This is a genomic window from Paenibacillus pasadenensis (assembly GCF_023715725.1).
Classification (GTDB): domain Bacteria; phylum Bacillota; class Bacilli; order Paenibacillales; family Paenibacillaceae; genus Paenibacillus_O; species Paenibacillus_O pasadenensis_A.
On the sequence record NZ_JAMBOT010000009.1, the window covers coordinates 105,075 to 121,513 of the forward strand.

The following is a 16,439-nucleotide window of genomic DNA, read 5'->3' on the forward strand; positions in this document are numbered from 1 at the left end:
CCGATGGAGCAAGAACAAGAGAGCGGACAGCCGGTCCGCCAAGAGCAGCTGATCGCGCAATGGATGGTGGGCGAGATCCGCGACAAGGGATCGCTGCGCCAGGAGGACGCGATTGCCTACGTTCGGAGCCAGTATGGAGAGGCGTACGTGTTTGTGAACGAGCAGGGGAATGTTTCGCTGGAAAAGGAAGTGAAAAAAGCGTTCCGTAAGCTGCACCGAGGCCGCGTTGCGTGGGATAGGGACGGTTTTTTCTGGGCTTGGACCTAACGTTGGCTGCCGCAGGCTGACAGAGAATAGCGGAGGAGCAGCGCTGCGCCTAGCTGGAAAAGCGGGAAATGACGCCGTTTTCAGCCATTTTTCCCTTTCGCTGGTGGGCTTGTTGCAATTGCTTTCATGAATATGCTACCATTACCGTAATAACCACTCGGCTGAATCTTCATATTAGTTGCGTTATTGTTCAATAACCGAATGAATATGTTGCATGTCAGATACAAAGGTTAGAACTTGCACGGGCAGGAGGTGTCACATATGCAAAGAGGTACAGTGAAATGGTTCAACGCTGAGAAAGGCTACGGCTTTATCGAGGTTGAAGGCGGAAGCGACGTATTCGTACACTACTCCGCAATCACGGGCGACGGCTTCAAAACTCTTGACGAAGGTCAAGCTGTTGAGTTCAACGTTGTTGACGGAAGCCGCGGACCACAAGCCGAGAACGTTGTGAAGCTGTAAGCTTCGTCAGCAATCGGACTTGTAAAAGCTGCTCCTTCTCATCCAGCTGGATGAGGGGGGCAGCTTTTTTTGTTTTCCGTAAACGGCTGTGCGAGGCCGGGCGGCTGCCCAGAAAGGCAAGGTGAAGCTATTGCGGATGCCCGGCTACCGCACATCGATGGCGCTCGTGAACGGCCCTATTTGTCCGAGCTGCCAAGCCAGAACGCTAGACAGTACGATATAGCCTGCGTACCAGACGTCGGCGCCAGTGAAGCTGTAGCGGTAATAGTAGGTGCGCACCCCGGAGCCGCTTCCAAACCGCTTCGCCTCCATAGCGGCGGCTGTGCGGTGAGCGCGCCGGATGCACTGGGCCAGCAGCGGAATCGCGTACATGCGGAGCCGCTCGTAATAGCCTTTTAAGCCGCGTGGACGGCGTCCGCGAATTTGCAGCGACTGGCGCAGGATCAGGAATTCTCCAGCCAGCAGCGGCAGCATATTAAAGGCAGCCAAAAAGCTGTAGGCATACCGCGCAGGCAGACGGAGCTGCTGCATCAGCGAATAGAAGAGAGCGACCGGCCTCGTTGTCAGCGCAAACGTCAATCCAACTGCCGCCACCTGCAGCGAACGGAAGCCAAGATGCAGCCCCCGGTAAAAGCTTTCCTCCGAAATGCGGATTAGCCCGTAGCGGAACCAGACCGTATCCCCTGTGCCGAACATCATCATGCCTGAAGCGGAGCTGACGAACAGCAGGAGGAAGGGCGAGGCGTACAGCAGCAGGCGCAGCGGGGGATGTCCGGTGAACAGCAGAGGCAGCAAAGCCGCAGCCGTCAATAATATCATAACGTTAAGATTATGCGTGAAAAGCACTAGCACAAAAAGCAGCGCGGATACCATGAGCTTATGAGCGGGGTTAACCCGGTGCAGCCAGGTTTGCCGGTGCGGGAAGGTCAGGTTCATTCCGGCAAACCTCCTTTAAAAGAAAGAGAAGCCGTGGTAGAGGCGGCCGAAGGGGTTGCTGCTGTAAAAGGGACTGCATGCACCTGTCCGTCCTCTACCAGCCAATGACGGGTTGTAAAACGCCGCACCAGCTCGCCGTCATGCGTAATCATGACGATGGCGCAGCCGTCTCTTCTCAGCTCCTCCAAATGCTCCATCATGGCAGCTGTGCCCGCCGCATCAAGGCCAAAGGTCGGTTCGTCGAGCAGCAGCAGCCGCTGGCCGCGCGCCATGGCGGAAGCGACGCTGAGGCGACGTTTCTGCCCCATGGACAGCTGGTAGGGATGGCGGGAGCCGAGGCCGTTCAGGCGAAATCGGCTCATGAGCTGACGGACATGAGCGTCCCGTATTTCTCCCTGCAGCGTGTCCGGCAGCGAGTAGTCCAATTCGTCGCGGACGCTGTCGGTGACGAGCTGAAACTCCGGATTTTGAAAGCAGTAGGCGGCATGCTCGGCTGCCTGTTTTGCCTTGCGCAGCCGCTGCTCCGGCACGCCGCATAAGCATAGCCGCCCTTCGCTGCGGACAAGCCGCATTATGGCGAGCAGCAGCGTGCTTTTCCCCGCGCCGTTGGCGCCGGTTACGGCGATCCAGTCGCCGGGATAAACAAACAGCTTGCCGGTGCGGACTTTCGCTGCGCGGCCGCGCAGGCCGGCGAAGCCGTCCAGCTCCAGCAGCGGGGCCGGAGCTGCCGCCGCCAGCTGGGCGGAGCCAGAGTCAGCGGACTGGGGCTGCGCTTGTTGGGCAGCGGCGGATGGCGCGGTTGGCTGCGTCTGCTCCATGTCTGTTGAACCAGCTATGCCTGCTGAGCCTGCTGCCAGCTCAAGCTCAGCTCCTGCGCTGCAGATGGTTTTAGCTGTGCCGGGAGCGACGAGCTTCGGAAGATGCCCCTCGAGCCGATCGGCTGCGTAATCTTCCCAGAAGCCGGGATACCAGATGCCGTATTGCTGCAGCTGGCTGCGGCAGTCGCGGAATATGACATCCGGCGGAGCGTCGGCTTCGAAAGAGCCGTCTGGAGCGAACAGCAGGATGCGATCCATGTCATCGGCAATAAGCCCGATTTTATGCTCCACAATGATTACGGTCCGTCCTTCCCAGATGCGCCTGAGCGCGTCCCATACTTGAGCTGTGCCTTCCTCGTCGAGCAGCGCGGTCGGTTCGTCAAGCAGCAGCGTATCGGGCTCTACGGCCAGCATGGAGGCGACCGCCAGCCGCTGCTTCATGCCCTGAGACAGGGTTGCAATCGGCGTATGAGGATCGTCCAGTTTTAACCCGGCCTCTTCCAGGCAGCGCGCGATGAACGCGGGCATCCGCTCCTGCGGGACGCCGCGGTTCTCCAGCGCAAAAGCAAGCTCCTCGTCCGCATAGGGCATGCAGAACTGGGCGTCGGGGTCCTGGAACACATACCCTGCCCGTTCCGGCACGATGAGGCGGTCTGCCTTCAGCGGGATCGGAATGGCCGCGGGGGCGAGCCCGCCAAGCACCTGCAGCAGCGTTGACTTGCCGCAGCCGCTCGGCCCGAGCAGGAGAACCTTTTCGCCGTGCCGGATCGTTACATTTAGTCCTTGGAAAAGCAGCGGAGATTGTTCACCGGGATATTTGAGCCGCAGGCGTTCCGCCATGACGGCTACAGGACTCGCAGCAGCGGTCATCGGTTAGTTCCCCAGAGCGTCATAGTCTTTGGCGGATGCAGGCCGCAGCAAATTGACGACGCCGGTGCGCTCCAAAGCGCGGGCCAGCGCCCAGGCGAACAGGCCGGCGATGACGAGGCTGCCCAGCAGACGCATGGAGATAAACAGCGCATAATTCCAGAACGCCAGCTGGTCAATGTAGCCGTAATGCCGGTCGATGAAAATCGAAGCGGTGGCGGAGCCTAAGGATGCCAGGACGGCAACGACCGGACCGGCCTTGCGGTAAAGGAACAGCGCGAAGAACAGCTCGGCTCCCAGTCCCTGGAACAGGCCGTACCAGAGCGTGGAGATTCCCCAAGAGCCGCCGAGAAAAGCCTCAATTGCGGCGGCAGACACTTCGGCGAGAATGGCTGCGCCCGGTTTGCGGATTAACAGAAACGCAAATGTGCCGGCCATGAACCACATGCCGTAGCTGAGCTGTTCGGCGTGCAGGCCAAGCGGTTTCAGAAGGTCGTACATCGGGCCCCAGATTTTGTAGATCAGGCCGAAAACGACGGAGATGACGATCGTGACGAGAATGTCAGTCAGCGTCAATCCTTTGGATCTTTTTGATGCGGTGGACATGGACATCAGCTTCCTTTCGGATCGGGAAATGGAGCTTCCACAGCTGCATGGCGTTAAAAGTCCGGTGAATCCCGCGCAAAGCCGAAGACAGAGCCTCAGAAGCGCCGGCGTTTCAAGGAAACGGATAAGGCCAGCGATCGGAGGACGGTTTTGACGGAGCGCGTACGGTTCATCGGTCTTTTAAATCTCGGCTGGAAATGCAAAAAAGCCGCCGGGAACCCGGCGGTTAGATTGAACGAAGTTGGCGCGCATGACCGCCGTCTCCCGCTTGCGGCAAGGACGGCAAAGCTTCTAGCCCTCCTCCCGGCGGCTCCAGATGGAATCTGGGCGCGGCGGTTCGGGAGCGAAGCCTGACGTGCGCGATGCATTCTCTCTACGCTGGCATTACCCAGATCAGATCAATGGTCAGCGGCATACGGCCGCAGTCTCAGCCCGACTTCATCGAGCCCCCATGCATGCTATGAAATTGAGTTAACTATAGCTTGAAAATAGTTTTGTGGCAATAGGAGGAAAAAACTCTCCGCATTGGGGAGCTGGATGGTGATCGGTGAGTGTAGCTCGAGTTGGGAGGGCGCCGTCGTCGCGGCGGCAGGGTGAGAGGCGGATTATTTTAGCGGGAACAGAGTGAGGTGCGGGCTGAGGGGAAGGTGAGAAGAATTATTATGGCATGCAGTACGGGACGGGAAGACAGGGTATTTGGAAGCGAAATATCGGACAGACAGGCGAGGGTAATTGGAAGCAAAGCAGGGTGCAATGGGGTGAAGTTGCATCGGGGCTTGAGCGCGGGTAAGCTGGATATATGAGGAGGGATTGGCGAATGAAATATAGACGATTAGGAAAAACCGAGCTGGACGTTTCTGTAGTTGGCATCGGCACCTGGCAGTTCGGCGGCGAATGGGGTATGGATTTTTCACAGGATGATGTGGATGCGATCCTCGACAAAGGCGCGGAGCTTGGCATTAATCTAATTGATACGGCGGAATGTTACGGAGATCATCTGTCGGAGCAGTTCATCGGCCGGTATTTGAGCCGCCGCAAGCGCGAGGATTGGATCGTCGCCACGAAGTTCGGCCATCATTTCCATGAGCGCTTCACCCGTACGGATGTGTTCTCGGCGGAAGACGTCGTGCGCCAGCTGGACGGCTCGTTAAAGGCGCTGCAAACCGACTATATCGATCTGTACCAGTTCCATTCCGGGCCGGATTCGTCGTTTGACAACGATGAGCTGTGGACAGTGCTGGACAAGCAGGTGCAGGCGGGCAAAATCCGCCACTTGGGCACGTCCATCGGCAGCAACGACAATCTCCATCAGACGGAAGCCTCCACGCGTGTCGGCTCCAAGGCTATCCAAGTGGTGTATAACCGCCTCGACCGCAAGCCGGAGGAGCGGGTATTTCCTTCCTGCCAAGAGCAGGACCTCGGCGTACTGGCGCGCGTTCCGCTGGCGAGCGGTTATTTGAGCGGTAAATACAAGCCGGGTACGGAATTCGGCGCCAACGACGTGCGGCATCGCCACGATCCTGAGCTGGTGCGCAGCCGTCTGGAAGAGGTTCAGCAGATCGCGCGCAACGAAGTGCCGGAAGGCGTGGACATGGCGGCATGGGCGCTGGCGTGGTGCCTTCGCCACCCTGCCGTCACCAGCGTCATCCCTGGCTGCAAAAATCCGGAGCAGGTCCAGCGCAATGCTGAAGCGGTGGAGCTTGTAGAAAACTAATAGAAAAGCCGGCTTCCGCGTATGCGGGGCCGGTTTTTTTGCAGCAAATAGGGGGGGCTGTCAGGGTGTCGGGTATACGGGCTGCTGCGGCGGATACGGGCGTTGTAGCTAATGGAATGGCTAGCTCAGCTGGAAGCCGATAGGCGGCTTGTGCGAGTGCTGGTATAAATGCTGCTAAGATGGAATGGCTCATTTCGCAGAGTATTGAACTAGTCGTATGAGTGCTAATACAGTGTTTTGGCTTATTTCGAGGCTAACGCAATTGAGAGAGCTCGTCCGGGTGCTAGCTAATACAGTGGAATGGATCTTTCCCGCAGCTAACGCAACTGAGAGAGCTTATTCGGCGTAAATAGCTCATTTTTGAAATGTAACGAAACTGAGCGGTCTTATCCCTCTTTTTTAAGTGGGAAATTCCCCGTTTACCGCCATATAACGCATCCCAGTTGCGTTAAAATTTTCAAACTCGCTTAAATGGGTAAATAACGCATCCTAGTTGCGTTAGAATTGGCGCGGGTTACTTCAGGTAGTGAGCAATGGTACTTTTCAAACGACTATAATGAAATACGGATATTCCCCGATCTGCAGGCTCCCTTTAGCAGTCCCCTCAATCGTAATCTCGGTCTTAAATACATTCGCTCGCTTGTCATTCTAGAATTCTTACTATATGGATAGACTCCTCGTATTTCCGTCGCATACGTCCACCGTACAAGGTACGGTGAAGCCGTATCGCTTGTCCGATCCAAACCAAACTCTCCCGCTAGCAGCCAGTATGAACAGGCCGTCTTCATCCCCTACAGCCGCGAAGTTAGGGTAACTGGACTTATATCCTTCAATGGTTACTTTAGATTGAATTAAACTTTTTACAGCCGGAACATCCTCTATGACGAGCCCGATCTCGCTAATCCCAACCAGGCTGCCGGAGGAAAACGCAGGCGAGTCTGAATGCGGAAGATTATGACGGGCTATAAACTCAACGATATTGCCGGCAGGATCGAGAAAATAAACCGAGGTGGCATTCCAGGTAGCGGAATACTCTTTGCAGGTGCCGTTTGGGAGCTGCTGCAAGCTCACTCCTCTGGACAGAAGCCATTTAAGCGACTCTTCCAGCTGATCTCCCGGCACATTAAAGGCAAAATGGTAAAACGGTTGCTCTCCTGAATGTTCTGTACGCGTAAATGTGAGTTGGGAGCGCCCGGCCCGAATCGTGAACTCATCGTTTGATTGATGCAAAATACGTAGAGAAAGAGTGCTCGTGTAAAACTTGTGAAGCAGCTCTAATTCATGGGTTAAAAGCCTCAGATGTTGTATGTTCATCTCATCTCTCCAATATTTAATATGTGAAAAAAATTAGAAGATTAACATGGCGGGCTACATCGAATTTTCATCTTAGGGTTGGATTTTAACATATACAAATGGTAAAAACGACCAGTAAATGAACTGACAAAATTTAAGGAATCAGAAAAAAAGTTTGCTAGTTTTGCGTGAGCGGGTGTAGGATGAGATCGTTGAAGCGTTGTAAGCGCTTTTCTGGGTTTTGGAAAGGGGGAAGAAAAGGATTGGATTCTGTAGAGGCAATGCTGCCTACGCTGTCCGAGCTCGCCGGGGGCATCGCAGCCCAGTTCGGCGACCGTTGCGAGGTGGTCATTCACGACTGGTCGCGGCCCTATGACAGCACAATCGTATTTATCGCGAACGGCCATGTGACCGGGCGAAAGGTCGGGGACCCCGGCACTAATCTCGGGTTGGAGGTTATGCGCGGCACCAGCGAGGGCGGTCATCGTCAGAACTACGTCACACGCACCAAGGACGGCCGGATGCTGCGCTCAACGTCGATTTATTTGAAAAACAGCGAGGGGACGGCAATTGGCGCGATGTGCATTAACCTCGATATTTCCGAGCTGCTGGCGGCGGAAAAAGCGATTCAAGGGCTGATCGGCATGCAGGAGCTGAGTCCGATTCAGGAATCGTTTGTCAGCAATGTCGGCGAGCTGCTGGATTCGTTGATTCAGGAGGCGGAGGATGCCGTTGGCCGCCCGCCCGCATTCATGAGCCGGGAAGAACGGGTTCGTTTTATTGGCCTGCTTGACCGCAAGGGAGCTTTTCTCATTAAAAAGGCCGGGGAGAAACTGTGTGCATACTTAGGCATTTCAAAGTATACGCTGTACAGCGATTTGGAGGAGGCAAAAACAGCCGGGGCGGAAGGGAGCGGTTCGGGAGATGGCTCAAAAGAATAAGCGCGCGGAGCTTCAGGCCGACAGCGAGGCGAAGGCAGCGGGGACCGCGCAAGGCGGCGGGTTTCAGGAGGAGGCGGCAGTAGAGACGGTGGGGAAGGCAAGCGCCAGCGAGGCGAGGGCAGCGGGAGCCGAACAAGGCGGCGAGTTTCAGGAGGCAGCGTCAGTAGAGACGGCGGAAAAGGCAAGCGCCAGCCGGAGCGCGTCAGGCGTTCAAGCCGCCGGAGGCGGCTTTTTGACGGTCCGAGCAATCGATACGCCCTGCATCGTCATTCGCAGCGATACGGTTGACGCCAATATTGCGGCGATGGCCGCTGCGGCAGCACGGCGCGGCGTGCAGCTGCGCCCGCACGTGAAAACGCATAAGCTGCCGGAGCTGGCGCATCGGCAGCTAGCCGCAGGCGCCTGCGGCATCACCGCCGCCAAGCTGTCCGAGGCGGAGGTGATGGCGGATCACGGGATTCGCGATATTTTCATCGCGTACCCCGTGATTGGCGCCGCCAAGGCGGAGCGCGCCGCAAGGCTGGCGCGGCGCTGCCGGCTCGTCGTCGGCGTCGATAGCGCCGTCGGCGCGCAGCAGCTGTCGGCGGCCGCTGAGGCCGCCGACATCACGCTGGAGGTCCGCCTCGAAATCGAGAGCGGCCTCCAGCGTACGGGCGTGCTCCCGGAGCGGGCATTGCCGCTCGCGGAGCAGATCATGAGGATGCCCGGCCTCCGGCTCACGGGCATCTTCACTTATCGCGGCGCGCTGCTTGGCGGCGCGCCGACGCTTGAGCTGCGGGCGGCCGGCCTGGAGGAAGGCCGCCTGATGGCCGGCGTCGCCGAGGCGCTGCGGCGCGAGGGCGTGCCGATTCAAGACGTGAGCGTCGGATCAACGCCGACGGCAATTTATGCAGCCGAGGTGCCGGGCGTCACCGAGATCCGGCCGGGCACCTATGTGTTTCAGGACCGGATGCAGGCTGCATTTGGCGTATGTCGGCAAGAAGAATGCGCGGCTGAAGTATGGGCGACGGTTATCAGCCGTCCTGCGCCGGACCGCATCGTCATTGACGGCGGCAGCAAAACATTCGCCACCGATGTGCAGCCGAATAAAGCTCCTCTGCATCTGGAGGGCTTCGGGCGCATCATCGGGCTGCCGCATGCGGTATTTGAGCGCATGAATGAGGAGCATGGCGTCATTCTGATTGCGCCGGAGGATACATGCGAGCCGGGCGACGTGCTGCGAATCGTGCCCAACCATATTTGCAGCACGATGAACCTGCATAACAGCGTGTATATAAACGGCCGGGAAGGGCTGCGCCAGGTGGAGGTCGCCGCGCGAGGCTGTATCCAATGAGGAGGATGACAAGCGAATGCTGGATCTGGTGCTCAAGAACGGCCGGATTGTCGACGGCAGCGGCAATCCGTGGTACCGGGGCGATGTCGGAATCAAGGAGAGGCGAATTGCTGCAGTCGGAAAAATCGACGAGGAAGCCGCCGAGACGGTTGATGCGGCCGGTAACGTTATCGCCCCAGGTTTTATTGACGGCCACTGCCACTCCGATCTGATGATTCTGGGTCATCCGCTCAGCGAAATCAAGCTCAGCCAAGGCGTTACCGCCGAGGTCGTCGGCAACTGCGGCCTGGCGCCTGCGCCCGTATTCCCGGATCGCGAGCAGCTGCTGCGCAGCTATATAACGCCGGTAATCGGCGATACTGGAAAGCCCTGGTCGTGGAATACGGTGAGTGATTATATGGAAGTGATTAGCCGCTCCGCTCCGGCGGAGCATATGGCGACCTATGTGGCGCACGGCGCGCTGCGTATCGCCGCGATGGGCTTCGACAATCGCCCGGCGTCCCCGGCGGAGCTGGAACGGATGAAGGAGCTGCTGGAGGAGGGGCTGCGGGCAGGAGCAATCGGCATGTCGATCGGCCTGCTGTATGCCCCGGGCAGCTACACCTCCAAAGAGGAGCTGGCGGAGCTCTGCTCGATTTTGCCGCGTTATGACGGCCTGCTTAGCACGCATATTCGCGGCGAGGGGAACAGCCTGCTCCCTTCGGTGCGCGAGGTGCTTTGGATTGCCGGGAAGTCCGGCGTCCCGCTGCATATCAGCCATCTCAAAGCGGCCGGCAAAATCAACTGGGGCAAAGCGCTGGAGGCGATGGAGCTTGTCGAGGACGCCCGGGCGAGGGGCATGGATGTAACCGTCGATGTGTATCCGTATTCCGCCGGCTCCACGTCGCTGACGACTGTTCTCCCGCCTTGGGTGCTGGAGGGAGGCATTCCCGGAGCGCTGGAGGCGTTCCGCGACCCGGCTCAGCGCCGCCGCATCCGCGAGGAGCTTGGCCGGGAGCAGTCGTCATGGGACAACCTGGTCTGCTCAACCGGCTGGCAGAGTGTATTTGTCGCATCGGCAAGCGGCCTGAACGCCAGCTTAGAGGGCAGACATATCGCGGAAATCGCAGAGCGGCGCGGCGTTCATCCCGCCGACTGCATGATGGATTTGCTGCTGGAGGAGAATGGCCAGGTGCCCATTGTCTACTTCCACATGTCCGATGACGATGTCAGCCAGATTGTCGCCTACTCCCGTTCGCTGATCGCCTCGGACAGCCTCACCTGCGAGACGGGCAAGCCGCATCCCCGGCTGTATGGGACCTTCCCCCGCGTATTCGCCAAATACGTGCGCGAGGAGCGGACGCTTACGCTGGAGGATGCGGTGCGCAAGCTCACCTCTTTTCCCGCGCAGCGTTTTCGGCTCGGCAAAAGAGGCCTGATCGTACCCGGTTATGCGGCGGATCTTGTCATCTTCGACCCTGACTCCATTCAGGACAAGGCCACGTACGCCGAGCCGAAGCGCCAGCCGGAGGGAATCTCTCATGTTGTCGTCTCCGGCAAGCTGGCGATGCGTCACGGACAGCATACCGGCGCCCGCAGCGGCGGTTTTATCCGGGCTGCCTCATGCCTCTGCTCCCATTAAAAGTCTCGTCCGAAGTGACTGTTTTGTCTGCCTCTTATCTGCCTCCTTATCCACCAACTTGTCTATGAAAGGGACGATATCCATGTCATTGATTGAACAACGCCTCGCCGAGCTCGGCATTACGCTGCCGGAGCTGCCGGCTCCGAAATTTTCCTACATTCCCGTCAATCGGACGGGCAATCTCATCTATACGTCGGGTTTTGACTGCCGTATCGACGGAATTTTAATGTATGAGGGCAAGGTCGGCTCCGATCTTACGATTGAGCAGGGTCAGGAGGCGGCCCGCCAGGTGGTCGTTAACCTGCTGGCAGCTATGAAGGCCTACCTTGGCGATCTCGATCGTGTTGTCAAAATCGTCAAGCTGCTCGGCTTTGTCAACAGCGCGCCAGGCTTTGCCGATCAGCCATACGTAATGAACGCCGCATCCGATCTGCTGATCGAGGTGTTCGGGGAAAATGGCCGCCACGCGCGCAGCGCCATCGGCACAAGCGATCTTCCGTTCCACACGCCGGTTGAAATCGAGCTGATTGCTGAGATTCGCGACTGATATACACCTGCCTGACTGTTGATGCAACACAGGCGGTGCTGCTCCTTCAAGGGCTGTTCTCGGGTCATTTAACGATGACCTTGAGGCGCCCTTTTTGGCATGACAGAAACGATAACCCGTTTAATCCGTAAAAGCATCTGCCGGAGCACGGGCTTTTGATTCCATATTTTTGCTTTTGCCGCATAATCATACTAGGATATAGCGATAGAGCCGCTCATCGGCTCCGGCATAGATTGAAGGTTGGGGGAATGGTTATGGATTCGGGCTGGAACAGGCTTTCGGATCAAGCAGATCAGAAACGGTCAGAGGAGCCCGAGGCGCACCGACAACCGGAATTGCTTCGGCTTGACGCGAGAATGATAAGCGCAAACAGGATGGAGGGCTGGATTGCAGCCGCTTGTTATGCCGCTATTCTTGCTGTGCTGCTGTGGCTGACGATCCGGTTTGACTGGCCGGAGTGGATCGTCATCGGATTGGCGGCGCTGGCGGCGATTTCGGTGCTGATTGAGCTCTTGTTAATTCCGAAGCTGCGTTACGAGAGCTGGAGATACGGAATTCGAGAGCATGAGATCGAGCTGCGGAACGGGATTGTTTTTCGCAAACAAACGCTGATCCCGATGGTGCGCATTCAACATATCGATACGAAGCAGGGGCCGTTGGAAAAAAAGTACGGCATCGCAACGCTCACCGTTGCTACTGCCGCGGGCAGCCACTCCATACCCGGTCTTACGGAAAATATCGCGGAGGAGCTGCGCGGCAGACTCGCCGCTCTGACAAGGATGGCCGACGATGAAATCTGATTCTGGCCAGGTTAGGCGGCTGCATCCGGCATCAATGCTGTTTTTTTGCGCCAAAGGACTTAAGGAAATGTACGGTTTTCTCCCGCTGATTCCGGTCATTGTGCTATGGGGGCCGCGCATGACCGGCTTCGAGATTAGCCGGTTTTGGCTTACGGTTGTGGCGGTCGGGCTTGCGCTGCTGCTGCTCGGGCTGACCTGCTGGCTGAGATGGAGCCGGTTCGGTTATGAAACGGAAGCATCGGCCATTCGAATTCAGCATGGAGTCTGGACGCGCCAGGAAATTTGGATTCAACGGGAACGAATCCAGTCCGTCGACACCACGCAAAACGTGGCGGAACGTCTATTCGGGCTTGTTCGGCTGCGAATCGAGACCGCAGGCGGAGGCGATAAGCCCGAGGCGGTGCTGCCGTCGCTGTCTGCCGCCGAGGCGCAACGAATTCAGCGGCTGCTCGGTTTTGCGGAGGAGGAGCAAGCCATTGGAGCTGCAGGCAGCAACGGACTAGCGTCCGTATTAGCAGAAGAGCCGCCAGCCGACGGCGCTGCAGGCCGTATTGCTTCTAATTCAGCCGAGTTCGTAGCGGGGACAGCCCATGCCAAGCAGGCTGATGGAGCGGAGGCGACGGCTGCATCCGGCAGACCAGGCGGGCCTGCCTCAGAGCCCGCTTCTGGAGCAGCAACTGCTTTCAGGGAGCCGGGAGCCTTTGCCGCGCTTAGTCTTGAGCCTGGCATGCTGTGGAAATACGCCTTCACCTCTTACAAAACGGGCGTCGCTTTTTTGCTTATCGCAGGTTTAGCTTCAAGAGCAGCCAACGAATGGTTCAAGGAGCTCGATCTTTGGGGGCTGCTTGAAAGCTGGTTCGGCAGCTCCTGGCTGCTGATCTCCTTGCCGATCGTATTCGTGCTATCCTGGGCGATCACGGCGCTCCAGCTGTTCAATGCCAACTACGGCTTCCGGATCGAGCGCAGAGGCACCAAGCTGAACGTGGAGAGAGGGCTGTTGGAGAAAAAGCGGCAGACCATCGACACCGAGCGGATTCAGGCGCTTCAGCTCGTTCAGTCGATGCTGCACCGGCCTTTTGGATGGTACAGCGTGCGTGCCTGCATTGCGGGCAATCTGGATGAAAAGGATAAAAATTTTGTGCTTTTTCCAATTGTGCGCAGGGAGGAAGCACAGGAATTTTTGCAGCAATTTACGCCGTCGTTCCGCATTCCGAAAACATGGAGCACTCTAGGGCGCTCCGTCTGGCCGGCCTATGTCGGCGTGCCCGTGCTGATCGGCGCTCTTGTCGCAGCGCCTGGTGTGATTTGGCTTCCGGGGCCTTACCGCTGGTTATGCTTGCTGCTGCCTCTGCTGGCGCTCCTGCTCGGGGCTCTGGAGCAGCGGAATGCGGCTTGGTCCAGCTTGGAGGGGCAGGTCGCCATTCGGGATGGCAGTCTGCTGCAGGTGCAGACGCTCATTCCGAAGCAGCGGGTGCAATGGCGGCGAATGTCGCAATCCTGGCTGCAGCAGCGGCGCTCGCGGGCGAATCTGCGCATCAGTCTGACCGCAGGCAAAAACGAGCAGTCGTTCCGGCTGCGCCACGCTCCGGCGGAAGCCGTCGAGCGGCTGATGCGGGAAGCCGCTCCTTATAGGGGGCGGCATCTCTAACCAGTTCGGCTCGTTGAGCCGATAGCAGCGCCAACGATTTGTCTGCAGGAGCCGTCCAGCGTGTGCGGCCGCAATAAAAAGGGAAGACGGGCTTGTTCCGTCTTCCCTTTTTATTTGCCGCTCCATTACGAACGGAGCTCCGTTGCTGCCAGCTCCGGCGCGGCAAGGCAGGTTTCCAGCCATACCTGCTTAAAATCGACCCAGCCAAGCCGATTGAGGCGTACGCCCTGCACGGACGGATGCAAATAGGTGCGAAGCTGCTGATGATGCAGGAAAATAATCGAGCCGTCATCCCGCAGCTGCTCCTCGACCTGCCTTAATATTTGCCGCCGTGCGGCCGATTCCGGCGCCGCAAGCGCGGCGTCGATCCGCCCGGATATCCAGCGGTGCGTATCATCCGTAAGGTAGCTGTACAAAATGCAGGCCTCATGCTCGTAAGCCTCGATCTCACAGACTTCGTCCTCCGCGATGACCAGTCTCCACATGGACAGGTCGGAATTGAGATGCCCGGTGCCGCATACTCCGGATACAAATTCGGCCTCCAGCGTAATGCCCCACTCGGCCAGCCGTTTTTGCATCCAGAGAATCTCATCCTTGTATTTGGGATCCGCAACGGTGCGGATCGGAGTGCCGTCATATTCGGCTTCCTTGAGCGCAGCGCGCAATCGCTCCGGACGAGGAGGCTCGGGCGTGCGAATCGCGCTCATTTCCGGCAGAAATCCGTAGGCTGGCAAAGCCTGTTTTTTCCCCTGCAGCTCCGCAACCAGATCGGCGGGGTCAAGAATCATGCGCACAGCGCGCCGGAAAGCCTCCGACTGATGCGGCCCTTGCTTGCGCAGATTCCAGCCAACCATGGCGCAGCCGTGGCAGACCTTCTGAATCGTCTGCCATTCCGCAGAAGGAGGCGTAAGCTCCGCATCGTAGTAGATGCCGTCGCGAATACGCAGCATTCCGGGCTCGGCTTGCGGTTTGGCCGGAGTCTGGCATTCCTCGGGGATGATGACCATGTCGACGTAGTCGAGATAAGGACGCCCCCCGTAATACAGGTCATGCGCGCCAAGCTCGATACGGCTTGCCGTATTGGAGAGCAGGCGGAACGGGCCGGTGCCGCAAGGCTTTTTCCAGTAAGCCTCCTCCGCCATTCCGCCGAAGCTGTCCGGCAGCAGCGAAGCGCCGGTCGAGCAGACGAAGCGGTCAAAAATATAATTGGGACGGCTCATCTTGAACCGTACGACATGCGGGCCGATAGCCTTGATTGCATCCACTCCGCGCATCAGCCAGCGATTCGCCCTCTGCTCCAGCAGCCGCTCGAACGTAAATACGACATCCCGCGAGCTGAGCTCTTTTCCGTCATGAAAGAGGATTCCTTTTCGCAGAAAAAAAGTCCATTCCGTCGCATCCGCATTGACGCTCCAGTGATGGGCGGCAGCGGGCACAATTCTCTGCTCTTCCTCGCTGTAACGGAGCAGGCGGTCGAACAGCTGCCGCATGAGATGGGAATCGAGCGCGTAGTTCACTTCCGCAGGGTCAAGGGTCTGCACCCCGGAGAGAATGGGGAACCGCAGCCTGTCGCTGGGCGCATCGTCGGGCTTCGCTTCTTTTTTGTAGCCGAATTGGCCGTCGAGCCACTCCAGAAAGCGCTCCTTGGCATCCGTGTTCCCCGCGTATTCGCCCATAAGCTCAAAGGAGGATTTATAATTGCCTTCCGTTGCCGTCTGCTGCAGCAGCTGAAACAAATAGTCTTCTTTTGGAGCGAAAAAGGAAATCTGAGACTTGTGCCCGCGCCCGCGGCCAGGCTTCCAAGCGATCAGCCCTTCCTGCACCAGGCGGCGGAGAATCAGCTTGGCGTTACGCGTGGTGCAGTATAGGGCGGCGGAGATGTCCTCCAGCGTCACCTCGACGGGCGACTCCAGCTCCGAGCTGCCCAAAAACCGGTCTAAAAGAGTCAAATACCGCTCGTTCGCATACATGGGTCGGCCTCCTTATTGCGTGGGAAATGGCAAAAGAGGAAATGAGTTGAAGTGATTATACGCTTTTTATCCCTTTTTGCCCAGCTCATACTGATTATAGAGAGAAGGACGGAGGTTGAGACCATGCAGGAGCACAACTATTTGGTTGAAAAGCTGACTGAGCTGCGTGAACGGGAGCTGCGCCAAAAAGCGTACTGGATGTGGGCGTTAAGCCAGAGAGAAGAGAAAGGCACAACAGCGTCTTGGAGAGCTCGTCTGGGCCGGGCTGCGGCGCGAGCAGCTGCACTTCTATCCCTTAAGCGATAATTATTAATTCTAAAAGCGAATCATTTATATTTTTTTACCGTAAATCATATGGTCCTTTAGGTTGAGGGAGATATGATGTCTATACAACTGGACTGATTAATAATGTCGTAATTTATTATAATGGAAAACTCTATTTTACTCATTTCCGATAAGGGATTGAAGTGAAAATGGAGTTTTTTATGTAACTTCATAGAATGATTTGTCCTCATTTTTGATAGGTCTTTATGGCCTGATCTTAAAAAAACAAACCTGAAATCTTCTACTTGCTAGCAGAGTTGCAGTTCTTTATATTTTAACTCTGAAACATACA

Annotated in this window: 16 protein-coding genes and 1 riboswitch; of the genes, 11 read left to right on the top strand and 5 right to left on the bottom strand. The window is 57.4% G+C overall.

Annotated features, from left to right (window positions below; genetic code table 11):
* Positions 1-3 precede the first annotated feature (3 nt).
* Together M3223_RS18745 and M3223_RS18750 are read left to right on the top strand one after the other, a co-directional pair.
* The gene (locus tag M3223_RS18745; protein ID WP_251564382.1) at positions 4-267 is read left to right on the top strand and encodes a DUF6953 family protein; all 264 of its coding nucleotides are present in this window, start codon (positions 4-6) and stop codon (positions 265-267) included.
* 261 nt (positions 268-528) lie between these two features.
* Positions 529-729: a cold-shock protein gene (locus M3223_RS18750; RefSeq protein WP_251564385.1), complete on the top strand. Its 201-nt coding sequence runs from the start codon at positions 529-531 to the stop codon at positions 727-729.
* 144 nt (positions 730-873) lie between these two features.
* Here the strand turns inward: M3223_RS18750 and M3223_RS18755 are convergent, their stop codons facing one another.
* The 3 genes from M3223_RS18755 to M3223_RS18765 are packed head-to-tail and all read right to left on the bottom strand — an operon-like array spanning position 874 to position 3,956.
* On the bottom strand, positions 874-1,665 hold the full coding sequence (locus M3223_RS18755; protein WP_251564387.1) for an energy-coupling factor transporter transmembrane component T family protein: 792 nt from the start codon (positions 1,663-1,665) through the stop codon (positions 874-876).
* Positions 1,662-3,353, bottom strand: a complete 1,692-nt coding sequence (locus M3223_RS18760) for an ABC transporter ATP-binding protein (protein ID WP_251564389.1) — start codon at positions 3,351-3,353, stop codon at positions 1,662-1,664. Before M3223_RS18760 ends, M3223_RS18755 begins: the two co-directional genes overlap by 4 nt.
* Positions 3,354-3,356: 3 nt before the next feature.
* Positions 3,357-3,956: an ECF transporter S component gene (locus M3223_RS18765; protein ID WP_251564391.1), complete on the bottom strand. Its 600-nt coding sequence runs from the start codon at positions 3,954-3,956 to the stop codon at positions 3,357-3,359.
* A gap of 150 nt (positions 3,957-4,106) precedes the next feature.
* Here M3223_RS18765 and M3223_RS18770 point away from each other — a divergent pair, with 150 nt between their 5' ends.
* Both M3223_RS18770 and M3223_RS18775 read left to right on the top strand, forming a co-directional pair.
* Complete coding sequence (locus tag M3223_RS18770) at positions 4,107-4,310, top strand: hypothetical protein (RefSeq protein WP_251564393.1); 204 nt, start codon at positions 4,107-4,109, stop codon at positions 4,308-4,310.
* A riboswitch (TPP riboswitch) is annotated at positions 4,310-4,419 on the bottom strand. It overlaps the preceding gene by 1 nt.
* 354 nt (positions 4,420-4,773) lie before the next feature.
* The gene (locus tag M3223_RS18775; protein WP_251564395.1) at positions 4,774-5,670 is read left to right on the top strand and encodes an aldo/keto reductase; all 897 of its coding nucleotides are present in this window, start codon (positions 4,774-4,776) and stop codon (positions 5,668-5,670) included.
* Between the two features lie 660 nt (positions 5,671-6,330).
* Here the strand turns inward: M3223_RS18775 and M3223_RS18780 are convergent.
* Positions 6,331-6,984, bottom strand: a complete 654-nt coding sequence (locus M3223_RS18780; RefSeq protein WP_251564396.1) for a VOC family protein — start codon at positions 6,982-6,984, stop codon at positions 6,331-6,333.
* A gap of 242 nt (positions 6,985-7,226) precedes the next feature.
* Between M3223_RS18780 and M3223_RS18785 the strand changes: the two genes are divergently transcribed.
* The 6 genes from M3223_RS18785 to M3223_RS18810 all read left to right on the top strand — a co-directional run bounded on the left by M3223_RS18785 (position 7,227) and on the right by M3223_RS18810 (position 13,853).
* The gene (locus tag M3223_RS18785; RefSeq protein WP_251564399.1) at positions 7,227-7,904 is read left to right on the top strand and encodes a helix-turn-helix transcriptional regulator; all 678 of its coding nucleotides are present in this window, start codon (positions 7,227-7,229) and stop codon (positions 7,902-7,904) included.
* Positions 7,888-9,237, top strand: coding sequence for an alanine racemase (locus tag M3223_RS18790; RefSeq protein ID WP_251564401.1), 1,350 nt, complete (start codon positions 7,888-7,890; stop codon positions 9,235-9,237). Before M3223_RS18785 ends, M3223_RS18790 begins: the two co-directional genes overlap by 17 nt.
* 16 nt (positions 9,238-9,253) lie before the next feature.
* Positions 9,254-10,858 (top strand): N-acyl-D-amino-acid deacylase family protein, encoded by a 1,605-nt coding sequence (locus M3223_RS18795; RefSeq protein ID WP_251564403.1) that lies wholly within the window; start codon positions 9,254-9,256, stop codon positions 10,856-10,858.
* A gap of 82 nt (positions 10,859-10,940) precedes the next feature.
* Positions 10,941-11,405, top strand: coding sequence for a RidA family protein (locus tag M3223_RS18800; protein WP_251564405.1), 465 nt, complete (start codon positions 10,941-10,943; stop codon positions 11,403-11,405).
* A gap of 248 nt (positions 11,406-11,653) precedes the next feature.
* The gene (locus M3223_RS18805; protein WP_251564407.1) at positions 11,654-12,205 is read left to right on the top strand and encodes a PH domain-containing protein; all 552 of its coding nucleotides are present in this window, start codon (positions 11,654-11,656) and stop codon (positions 12,203-12,205) included.
* Positions 12,195-13,853 carry a PH domain-containing protein gene (locus tag M3223_RS18810; protein WP_251564409.1) on the top strand — a complete coding sequence of 553 codons (1,659 nt, stop codon included), beginning with the start codon at positions 12,195-12,197 and terminating at the stop codon, positions 13,851-13,853. Before M3223_RS18805 ends, M3223_RS18810 begins: the two co-directional genes overlap by 11 nt.
* A gap of 125 nt (positions 13,854-13,978) precedes the next feature.
* Here the strand turns inward: M3223_RS18810 and M3223_RS18815 are convergent, their stop codons facing one another.
* Entirely contained in the window at positions 13,979-15,823 is a 1,845-nt protein-coding gene (locus M3223_RS18815) for an ABC transporter substrate-binding protein (protein ID WP_251564411.1), read from the bottom strand.
* Positions 15,824-15,946: 123 nt separating this feature from the next.
* Between M3223_RS18815 and M3223_RS18820 the strand changes: the two genes are divergently transcribed.
* A complete protein-coding gene (locus M3223_RS18820; protein WP_251564413.1) occupies positions 15,947-16,129 on the top strand; it encodes a hypothetical protein in 183 nt (60 codons plus the stop codon).
* Positions 16,130-16,439 lie beyond the last annotated feature (310 nt).